Below are 9,981 nucleotides of genomic sequence, written 5' to 3'. Positions count from 1 at the left end.
AGCCGAGGCCGACTGGCAGTGGCTGGAACTGCAGAGCGGCCTGCCCTGGGTGCTGGCCGCCACCAGCGAGCAGTTCGTGCCGCAGATGCTGAACCTGGAGCTGCTGGGCGGCGTCAACTTCCAGAAGGGCTGCTACCCCGGCCAGGAGGTGGTGGCGCGCAGCCAGTACCGCGGCACGCTGAAGCGCCGCACCTATCTGTACGAGCTCGAAGGCGCCGCCGCGCCGGGCCAGGAGATCTTCCACAGCGCGGATCCGGGCCAGCCGGCCGGCCTGGTGGCCAATGCCGCGCAGCGCGCCGATGGTCGCAGCCTGCTGCTGGCCGAGACCAAGATCGCGGCGCTGGCCAACGGCACGCTGCACCTGGGCTCGGCCGAAGGGCCGCTGCTCACGCCGCGCGAGCTGCCGTACGCGCTGACGGAGCCGCAGTGATCGAGATCTACGTGTACTACAAGGTCGCGCCGGCGCGGGTTGAAGCACTCCATGCGGTGCTTCGGGCCTGGCCCCAGGTGCGACTGATGCGCCGCGACGGCGAGCTGGGCGAGTTGCAGACCTGGATGGAAGTCCACACCGGCCCCGACGCCGAGCGCACGGCAGCGGCGCTCGATGGCCTGGTCGGCCCCTTCGTCGAGGGCTCGCGCCAGGTCGAGCGCTTCCTGCCGGTCGCTACGCCAGCGCCCTGACCATTTCCACATGGCCGATGCCGGCCTCCTCGAAGACCTCGCCCCGCTGCACGAAGCCGGCGCGCAGGTAGAAGCCGCGCGCCGACAGCTGCGCATGCAGCACCGCCTCGGCGTAGCCGCGCGCCCGGCCCTCGCGCATCAGCGCCTCCAGCACCGCGCGGCCGACGCGGCCGCCGCGCATCGAGCGCACCACCGCCATGCGGCCGATCTTGGCCACGCCGGGCACATGCTCCAGCAGCCGGCCGGTGGCCAGCGGCATGCCGAAGCGGTTGAAGGCCACCGCATGGATGCAGCCGGCATCGGCCACGTCCCATTCCATCTCGGCCGGAATCTTCTGCTCGTCGACGAACACCGCCTGGCGGATCGCGCTGGCCTGCTCGCCCAGTTCGGCCCAGCTGCCGACACGCACCTCCACCACCGGCTCGCCCGCCTCGAAGGCCTCGATGGCGGCGCGCAGCGCTGAAGGAATCGGCTTGGAAACCTGCGCCACCGGATCGGCGAACACGTAGACCAGCTCGCCGTGCACCAGCAGATCCTCGCCGCGGAACACCGCGCAGACGATGGTCATCGAGCTGCTGCCGATGCGCTGGCAGCGCACGCCCACTTCCAGCTGCTCGTCATAACGCGCAGACCCGACGTACTCCAAGGTCGCCTTGCGTACGAACAAGTCACCGTCCAGTGACTTCATCGTCTCGTGGTAGGGCAGCGCCAGCGCGCGCCACCAGGCGCCGACGGCGGTGTCGAAATAGGTCAGGTAGTGGCCGTTGAAGACGATCTGCTGGGCATCGATCTCGGCCCAGCGCACGCGCTGGCGGTCGGCGAACTGAAAATCGGATCTCTGGAAGTCGCTTCTCTTCATGGTCAGTGCTTCGTTCTTCAGAACAGGGCCTGCTTCAGGGCCTGGGCGCTGGCGTCGAGCGCCTGCTCCGCCTCGGGGATCGCCCGGCCCATCTTGATGAAATCATGGGTGACGCCGCGATACAGCTCCAGCTGCACCTGGCCGCCCGCCGCGCGCATCCGGTCCGCATAGGCGATGCCTTCGTCGACCAGCGGATCGCATTCGGCCAGCACCACGCAGGCGGGCGCCAGGCCCGCGTGGTCCTCGGCCTCCAGCGGGGCGAAGCGCCAGTCGGTCCGGTCGGCCTCGTCGATGTACTGCGCAAAGAACCAGCGGATCACCTCGGTATCGAGCAGATAGCCCTCGGCAAAGCGGTGGTGCGAGGGCGTGTCGGCGTGGGCCGTGGTGCCGGGGGTGATCAGCAGTTGCAGGGCCAGAGGCAGCCCGATGTCGCGCGCGTGGAGCGCACAGGCGGCGGCCAGCGTGCCGCCGGCGCTGTCGCCGCCGACGGCCAGGCGGCTGCCGTCGCACCGCAGAGTCTCGGCGTTATGGGCCAGCCACTCCATCGCCGCCCAGCTATCGTCGACCGCCACGGGAAAGCGATGCTCGGGCGCCAGCCGGTAATCCAGCGCCACGACCGCCGCGCCGCTGCGCAGCGCAAGCTGCCGGCACAGGCTGTCGTGCGTTTCCAGCCCGCCGATGGTGAAGCCCCCGCCGTGCAGGTACAGCAGCACGGGCAGGCCTTCGGCCTCGCTGGGCGCGTAGAGCCGCGCCGGCCTGTCGGCCACGCTCAGATCCTCCACACGGGCCAGCGGCGCGCGCGGCAGATCGAGGATTTCCGCACCGATCCGATAGGCCGTGCGCGCCTCCTCGGGGCTTAGCGTATAAAACGGCGGACGGCCGGCGCGTCGGATGCGTTCCAGCACGCTGGCCATGCGCGCTGTCAACAAGGTGCTACTCACGGGCGATGCTGCAAGGCTATAAAGCGGGAAGCGTGGCAGAAATGGCCGAGTGTGCCAGAGAGGAATGCATGGCCCTGATCCAGTACCTGACCCAGATCCATCTCGACTTCGGTGCGAGCTCGCTGCTGCCGCAGGAGTGCGCGCGCATCGGCATGAGCCGCCCGCTGGTCATCACCGACGAAGGCGTGCGCGCCGCCGGCGTGCTGGCCCAGGCGCTCTCGGCCTGGGGCGCCGGCAAGGCCCCGCCGGTGTTCGACCAGACGCCGTCGAACCCGACCGAGGCCGCCGTGCGCCAGGCGGTCAAGCTCTACCAGATGGGCCAGTGCGACGGGCTGATCGCCATCGGCGGCGGCTCCAGCATCGACCTGGCCAAGGGCGTGGCCATCGCCGCCACCCATCCCGGCGCACTGAAGACCTACGCGACGATCGAGGGCGGCAGCCCCCGCATCACCGATGCCGCTGCGCCGGTGATCGCCGTGCCCACCACCGCCGGTACCGGCAGCGAGGTGGCGCGCGGCGCCATCATCATCGTGGACGACGGCCGCAAGCTGGGCTTCCACAACTGGGTGCTGATGCCCAAGGTGGCCATCTGCGACCCCGACCTGACGCTGGCCCTGCCCGCCCGGCTGACCGCCGCCACCGGCATGGACGCGATCGCGCACTGCATGGAGACCTTCATGTCCGCCGCGGTCAACCCGCCGGCCGACGGCATCGCGCTGGACGGCCTGGAGCGCGGCTGGCGCCACATCGAACGCGCCGCCCGCGACGGCCTGGACCGCGACGCCCGCTGGCACATGATGAGCACCAGCATGCAGGGCGCGCTGGCCTTCCAGAAGGGCCTGGGCTGCGTGCACTCGCTGAGCCACTCGCTGGGCGGCGTCAACCCGCGCCTGCACCACGGCACGCTCAACGCCCTCTTCCTGCCCGCCGTGGTGCGCTTCAACGCGGGTGCCGAGAGCATGCAGCTGGAGCGCCGCCTGCCGCGCATGGCCCACGCGATGGGCCTGGGTGCCTGCGACGAGCGGGGCGACGCGATCGCCGAGGCGATCAAGGACATGAACCGCCGGCTCGACCTGCCCGGCGGCCTGGCCGAGATCGGGGTCAGGTCTGAACAGTTCGAGCCCATCATCGACGGTGCGATGGCCGACCACTGCCACAAGACCAACCCGCGGCTGGCCACGCGGGACGACTACCGGGCGATGCTGGAAGCGTCGATGTAACAGGAGGCAAAAAAGCAGAAAGGGCGCCGAGGGCGCCCTTTCTGCATTCAAGTCAACAGTGATTTACTTGTTGACCGCGTCCTTCAGCGCCTTGCCCGGCGTGAACTTGGCGACCTTGGCGGCAGCGATTTCCAGCGGCTCGCCGGTGGCGGGGTTCTTGCCGGTGCGGGCAGCGCGCTCGCTGACCTTGAAGTTGCCGAAGCCCAGGATGGCCACGGCGTCGCCGGCGACCAGTGCCTCGGTGATCGAGCCCAGGGCGGCGTCCAGCGTCGAAGCGGCCACGGCCTTGGTCACGCCGGCCTTGGCGGCGATGCTGTCGATCAGTTCAGTCTTGTTCATGGGTGGTTTGTCCCGTCAATAAAAAGAAAATGACCCAGGCCGGGCTGGCCTTGGGCCGCGTGTTCCGCTCGCCGGACAAGCCGTGAGCGCAGCGTTCAGTGATGGGCCGGCCCCGCTTGGCGATCGACCCGAACCGCGCGGGCGCGGCTCTGAAGTCGGGCAGTATACGGCGAGGCGGCGCCGGCAGACTCGACCCTTTGCGGGCCTCGGCGCAGAGCGTGGCGAGAAGTAAAAGCAGCAGGGCCGCCGGCCCGAATGGAGGAATCGCAGGAGTGAGTGAGCCGGCGCTTTGATGCCCTGCCGAGCCCCGATTCCAGCGGTACTGCCCTGACGGGTGGCTGACCGGACCTGAAAGGAAAAGGCGCCCGAGTCCTTGATGAACTCGGGCGCCCTTGATTGGTGGTGGAGCCGGGGGGAATTGAACCCCCGTCCGCAAGCCATCACCGGGCAGTTCTACATGCGTAGCCGTCTGATTTGAATCTCGCGTTCAGGTCGCGCAGCGGCACGCTACCTTTCCCGCCAGTCACTTGATCTCGTTGCCCGACGAGTGACCCGCCTGGCAACCAGCTGATGTGAATGACTTCTCAACCCTCACCTTGCGGCTCAGGCCCGGCCCATCAGCGAACCGTTGAGAAGCTCAACTGCAATTAAGCAGCGAGTGCGAACGTAGAGTCGTTTGCAGTTACTTTGTTTCCAGTGGTTTTACGAGCGGACTGGTGCTCGGCATGCCCTACTCCGGATCCGCACCCACGTCGAAACCAGGTCGGCCCCAGAACTGAGTAGTTTAAGGCACGCGGAGCAGCTTCAAGAGCTCGCCGGGCACGGAGAGCAAAAAGTCTGCACCCCAGGCCTCGATCGGCTTGCCATGGCCGACATAGCCCCAGCGCACCGCGGCGGTCGCCATGCCGGCGGCGCGGCCGGCGGTGACGTCGCGCTCGTCGTCGCCGACGTAGAGGCAGCGCGCGGGCTCGACGCCGAGGCGCCGCGCCGCTTCCAGCAGCGGTGCCGGATGCGGCTTGGTGTGGCCGGTGGTGTCGCCGCCGACGACCGCCGCGGCCCGGTGCAGCCCCAGCGCGGCGGCGATCGGCAAGGCGAAGCGCTCGGCCTTGTTGGTGACGATGCCCCAGGGCAGGGTCAGGTCTTGCAGCAGCACGGCCACCTCGTCGAACACGCGCGTGTGCCGCAGCATGCGAGCCTCGTAGAGGTCCAGGAACTCGTGCTTGAGCGGCTCGAAGCGTTCATCACCGGGCGCCACGTCGAAGGCGCCGCCGAGCATGCCGCGGGCGCCCGAGCCGCAGCGCTCGCGCAGCAGCTCGTAGGCCACGGGCGCCAGGCCGCGCGCGGCGCGCATGTCGTTGGCGGCGCCGGCGAGGTCGGGCGCGCTGTCGATCAGCGTGCCGTCCAGGTCGAACAGCACGGCCGCGAAGGCGGCGCCGTTCACGGCTGCCGCCGGCAGGCCAGCAGGTAGTTGACGTCGGTATCGGCGCCCAGGCTGTAGCGCTGCGTCAGCGGGTTGAACGTCAGGCCCTTGCTCGCTTCGAGTTCCAGGCCCGCATCGCGGCAGAACTGGGCCAGCTCCGAGGGCTTGAGAAAACGGGCGTACTCGTGCGTGCCGGCCGGCAGCATCTTCAGCACGTACTCGGCGCCGACGATGGCCAGCAGGAAGGACTTGGCGTTGCGGTTCAGCGTGGACAGGAACACCCAACCGCCCGGTTTCACCAACGTGCCCAGGGCGCGCACGACCGAGGCCGGGTCGGGCACATGCTCCAGCATCTCCATGCAGGTGACCACGTCAAAGGACGCGGGCCGCTCGGCGGCGAGGTCCTCGACGGCGATCTCGCGGTACTCGACGTTCTCGGTGCCCGCTTCCATCGCATGCAGCTGGGCCACCTTCAGCGGCTTGGTGGAGAGGTCGATGCCCAGCGCATTGGCGCCGCGGCGGGCCATCGAGTCGGTCAGGATGCCGCCGCCACAGCCGACGTCCAGCACCGTCTTGCCGGCCAGCGGGCAGTAGCTCTCGATCCAGGCCAGGCGCAGCGGGTTGATCTGGTGCAGCGGCTTGAATTCGCTCTCGGGGTCCCACCAGCGGTGGGCCAGTTCGCCGAACTTGGCAAGTTCCTGGGGGTCGGCATTCGTCGTCATGGGCGGGATGGTAGCGGATGAGGCAGGCACCGCTGGCGTCACCAGTGACGCGAAATGGCCGCTGTCAAGGCAGTTTCACGGGACAGACACCCCCCTGGACCGGGACTACCTTGCCCTCGCCGCAACGGCGGATCTACTCCAGGAACCTACCGATGGCCGATCGCACCGCCATTCGCATGCCTCTCCGTGCCGGCGCTGCCTGGTTCCTCCTGCTTCTCCTGCAGGCGCCCGCGCCGGCCGCCGAGACCTCCGAGCCGGCCCGACTTCAGCCCATCGTGGTCTCGGCCCGGCGCCAGCCGGAGGACGCGCAGGCCGTACCGATCTCCATCGATACCTTCAGCGGCGAGAGCCTGCAACGCCGGGACATCCGCACCACGACGGACTTGCAGGACCAGGTGCCCGGCCTGGCGATCTGCTGCGCCCATGGCCAGGCGAACTACAACTTCATTCGCGGCATCCAGGGCGTCCAGGCCTACTTCGCCGAGACCCTGCTGCTGGATGGCAACGGCGCCGCCAGTTCGCTGTCCGGCAACTCGATGTACTTCGACCTCGAGGACGTTTCCGTCCTCAAGGGCCCGCAGGGCACGCTGTTCGGCATGAGCACCAACGGCGGTGCGATCCTGTTCACGCCGCGCCGGCCTGCCAGCGGCTTCGGCGGCTACGTCAGCACCGAGGTCGGGAACTACGGGCGCCGCATCGCCGAGGGCGTGCTCAACCTGCCCGTGGGCGACGCCCTGAAGCTGCGCCTGGGCCTGCAATCCACCCACGTGGATGGCTATGTCACCGACCTGAGTCGGCACCAGAAGCTCGGCACCGACGACTACGTCATCGCCCGGCTGGGCGCGAGCTTCCGGCACGGCCCGTCCATCCGGAACGAGCTGACCCTCAACCACTTCGAGGCGCGCGGCACCCTGGCGCCCTACGTACCGGTGGCGGCGAATCCGCAGGGAGCCGCGGCGACCAGCATCGGCCCGAGCCTCGCCAGCGCCATCGATGGCCAGGCGTGGCTCGGCTACTACCGGCTCGCCGGCACCTCGACGCCGGCCAGCGCCAGCTTCCGGCAGACCAATGCCTCCAACATCACGACGCTGCAGCTGGGCGACGACGCGCGCCTGAGGAACATCCTCGGGTACGAGCGGCTGCAGTCCTTCGCGTCACTGGACGCCGACGGCACGCTGTTCAGGATCCTGGACAACAACGTCGCGGGCAGCCGCCCGCCCGGCGCCCGCCGCCTGCTGACGGAGGAACTGCAGCTGCAAGGCGAGGCGCTGGGCGGTCGGCTGGGCTACACCGCGGGCCTCTTCCACGCCAGCTCGCATGCAGGCCGTGCCGCCACGCTGGTCGATGACCTCAGCGACGTCTTCGGCATCCGCCTGGTGTCCTCGACGCGCACCCGCTTCAGGACGCAAGCCGCCTACGCGCAAGGCAGCGTCGACCTGCGCGACCTGACCCCGGGCCTGAAGGCCAGCGCCGGCTATCGCTACACCGAGGACCGTCGCTGGCTGGAGAAGTCCGGCGGCACGCTGGTGCCGGCCACCGGCAATCTGTTCATGCCCGACGCCCCGCTGGATCTGTTCTCGCGCAGCAGCAAGGGCAGCTACACGCTCGGCCTGAGCTATGCGGCTTCGCCACGGACGATGGTCTACCTGAGCAACAGCAAGGGCTATCTGCACGGGGGCTTCAACAGTTCGGTCACGCGGGCCGAGGACGCGCCGTACGGCCCCGAATCGCTGAACAACTTCGAGCTCGGGCTGAAATCGGATCTCGAATGGCACGGCATGCAGGGCAAGCTCGAGCTGGCCGCCTACTACGGCCTGTATCGCGACGGCCAGATGTCCGTGACCGCCCTGGTCAATGCCGGCACACCGCAGCAGACCCTGGCCGTGCTGACACGCAACGCGGCCCAGGGCCGGGTGCGGGGCCTGGAGTGGCACCTTCGGCTGGTTCCGGATCGCTGCCTGGACCTGCTGTTCTTCGGCTCCTTCATGTCGAACCGGTACACCCGATACGAATCGTTGGCCAGCGACGGGCAGCCGATCGATCTCGCCGGCACTCCCTTCGTATTCGTGCCACGCTGGAAATACGGCCTGAGCATCACCCGCTACCTGCCGGTCGGTGCCGATCCCGGCCGGCTCAGCGCAAGCCTGTCCTACGCGCACCAGGACGCCGTGGTCAGCACCTCGACCCTGCATCCGCAGTGGTACGACCGAAGCCCCGCGATCGATACGCTCGACCTCGGGGCCGCCTGGGAACAGGCGATGGGCCGCAAGGGCCTCGATGCCAGCCTCTTCGTGAACAACCTGCTGCAGAACCGGAACGCCAACGGCGGCTTCGGCGCCTACAACTCGCTCGGCCTGCTGGGCCGGTCACCGGCGGTGCCTCGGATGATCGGCCTGCGCATCCGGCAAACCTTCTGAGGCCTCCACGCGATGCCAGCCACTGCCCCGCCATTCGGCGAACCGCTCAGCTCCCCGCCGGGCTGGCGCCAGCAGCTCTGGCGCGCGTCGCTGCTGCTCGCCTCCTACCTGCTGTTCGCCTACCCGCTGAACAGCATCGAGCCGTCCCACTACGTGATCGGCCCGCTCGGCCTGCACATGGGCTTCGCGATCGCCGCCCTGCTCTGCTGGGGGCGCTCGCTCTGGCCGCTGGTCTTCATCGGCTTCACGGGCACCGTGTTCCTGTCGACCGAACGCCAGTCCTGGGATGCCCTGAGCTGCGGGCTGGTACTGGCGGTCGGCCACCTGTGGACCGTGCTGTCGGCGGTCCTGATGGTCGAACGCTGGATGCCGCGCGACTCGCTCTCGCTGCTGGACCTGTCCAGCGCGCTGCGCTTCCTCGCGCTGACCACGCTGGTGGCGCCGCTAGCCATGCCCACCTGGGGCACCATGGCCCTGATCCTGCTCTACCAGCTGCCAGGCGCCGAAGGGCCGAGCGTGTGGATCGACTGGTGGCTCAGCGACTGTGGCGGGGCCCTGGTCACGATGCCCATCGCGCTGTGCCTGATCGCCAGGCCCCGCACCATCTGGCGCCCGCGGCTGTTCAGCGTCGGCGTGCTGAGCCTGCTGGCGACCGGGCTGCTGGTGCTGACGGTCGGCCTGTCGGCCCGCTGGGACCTGCAGCGCCAGCTGGGACGCTTCCTCAGCGATGCCAACGCGATCGCGGACGCCATCGAGAACGGCTTTCGCGACTCGCTGACCGTGCTAGACACCAGCCAGGAGCTGTCCGCCCTCGATCGGGTGGACGACCAGGTGCTGGCCGCCCTCAGCCGTGCACAGCGCCGGGCCGGCGCGCTCGATGCGCTGGGCGACGCAAGCCAGGTCTCCGGCAGCGCAGGCTGGATCATCCACTCGCTCGACACAGCGGACCGTGCCCCCGGCATGCAGGCTGCGCAACTGCTGGGCCTGCCGGCCCTGCAGGCCGTCATGCAAGAGGCCATGGAGGCCGGCGGCGGGACGGGATCGGCCCGGGCCAGCGCCGGCTTCCTGTATCCCGACGAAGCGGGCGCCGCCGCACCGCGTGTCGCCGTCTTCCGCGCCCTGGCCGGCAGCAGCCACGAGGCCGGCGGTGCGCGCGGCCTGGCCTTCGCGACCCTGCGGCCGGAAGCGCTGATCGCTCCCATCCTCAAGGCTTCAGGCAACGCCAGCAGGGTTTGCCTGATCGACGCCGGGCGTGGTCCCGGCGACGGCCGCACGCTGGCAGGCGCACCCGGTTGCAGCCAGTCGCTCAAGTACGTGCCGGACATCTGGCGCTCGCTGCAGTTCGCCGACCGGCAGTGGCGGCTGCGCGTCTACAGCGGCGC

The 9,981-nt window shown here is 69.4% G+C and carries 10 protein-coding genes and 1 other RNA gene; 5 read left to right on the top strand and 6 right to left on the bottom strand.

Going from position 1 to position 9,981, the window contains the following annotated elements:
• A partial coding sequence (locus tag B0W88_RS26345; protein WP_369973935.1) for a folate-binding protein YgfZ occupies nucleotides 1-430 on the top strand: 430 nt, incomplete at its 5' end.
• On the top strand, nucleotides 427-681 hold the full coding sequence (locus tag B0W88_RS26340) for a DUF4936 family protein (protein ID WP_077037560.1): 255 nt from the start codon (nucleotides 427-429) through the stop codon (nucleotides 679-681). The genes B0W88_RS26345 and B0W88_RS26340, both read left to right, overlap by 4 nt.
• Here the strand turns inward: B0W88_RS26340 and B0W88_RS26335 are convergent.
• Together B0W88_RS26335 and B0W88_RS26330 are read right to left on the bottom strand one after the other, a co-directional pair.
• Nucleotides 665-1,540, bottom strand: a complete 876-nt coding sequence (locus B0W88_RS26335; RefSeq protein ID WP_077037559.1) for a YbgC/FadM family acyl-CoA thioesterase — start codon at nucleotides 1,538-1,540, stop codon at nucleotides 665-667. The two genes, B0W88_RS26340 and B0W88_RS26335, sit on opposite strands and share 17 nt — an antisense overlap.
• Before the next feature lie 17 nt (nucleotides 1,541-1,557).
• Nucleotides 1,558-2,454, bottom strand: a complete 897-nt coding sequence (locus tag B0W88_RS26330; protein WP_077037558.1) for an alpha/beta hydrolase — start codon at nucleotides 2,452-2,454, stop codon at nucleotides 1,558-1,560.
• A gap of 95 nt (nucleotides 2,455-2,549) precedes the next feature.
• Between B0W88_RS26330 and B0W88_RS26325 the strand changes: the two genes are divergently transcribed.
• Nucleotides 2,550-3,701, top strand: a complete 1,152-nt coding sequence (locus B0W88_RS26325) for an iron-containing alcohol dehydrogenase (RefSeq protein ID WP_077037557.1) — start codon at nucleotides 2,550-2,552, stop codon at nucleotides 3,699-3,701.
• 63 nt (nucleotides 3,702-3,764) lie between these two features.
• Here the strand turns inward: B0W88_RS26325 and B0W88_RS26320 are convergent, their stop codons facing one another.
• From B0W88_RS26320 to ubiG, 4 genes are all read right to left on the bottom strand, one after another.
• Nucleotides 3,765-4,040 (bottom strand): HU family DNA-binding protein, encoded by a 276-nt coding sequence (locus tag B0W88_RS26320; protein WP_077037556.1) that lies wholly within the window; start codon nucleotides 4,038-4,040, stop codon nucleotides 3,765-3,767.
• 400 nt (nucleotides 4,041-4,440) lie between these two features.
• Nucleotides 4,441-4,811: a transfer-messenger RNA gene (ssrA, locus tag B0W88_RS26315) on the bottom strand.
• A 13-nt stretch (nucleotides 4,812-4,824) separates the two neighbouring features.
• Nucleotides 4,825-5,481 carry an HAD-IA family hydrolase gene (locus tag B0W88_RS26310; RefSeq protein WP_077037555.1) on the bottom strand — a complete coding sequence of 219 codons (657 nt, stop codon included), beginning with the start codon at nucleotides 5,479-5,481 and terminating at the stop codon, nucleotides 4,825-4,827.
• Entirely contained in the window at nucleotides 5,478-6,182 is a 705-nt protein-coding gene (gene ubiG / locus B0W88_RS26305) for a bifunctional 2-polyprenyl-6-hydroxyphenol methylase/3-demethylubiquinol 3-O-methyltransferase UbiG (RefSeq protein WP_077037554.1), read from the bottom strand. Before ubiG ends, B0W88_RS26310 begins: the two co-directional genes overlap by 4 nt.
• A 152-nt stretch (nucleotides 6,183-6,334) precedes the next feature.
• Between ubiG and B0W88_RS26300 the strand changes: the two genes are divergently transcribed.
• Nucleotides 6,335-8,599 (top strand): TonB-dependent receptor, encoded by a 2,265-nt coding sequence (locus B0W88_RS26300; RefSeq protein ID WP_077037553.1) that lies wholly within the window; start codon nucleotides 6,335-6,337, stop codon nucleotides 8,597-8,599.
• 12 nt (nucleotides 8,600-8,611) lie between these two features.
• Nucleotides 8,612-9,981 (top strand): MASE1 domain-containing protein (locus B0W88_RS26295; RefSeq protein WP_144006984.1); only part of this gene is annotated, 1,370 nt, incomplete at its 3' end.

It is taken from the genome of Pelomonas sp. KK5, from assembly GCF_001984095.1.
Lineage (GTDB): Bacteria > Pseudomonadota > Gammaproteobacteria > Burkholderiales > Burkholderiaceae_C > KK5.
This window is presented reverse-complemented; position numbering and strand designations above follow the sequence as displayed.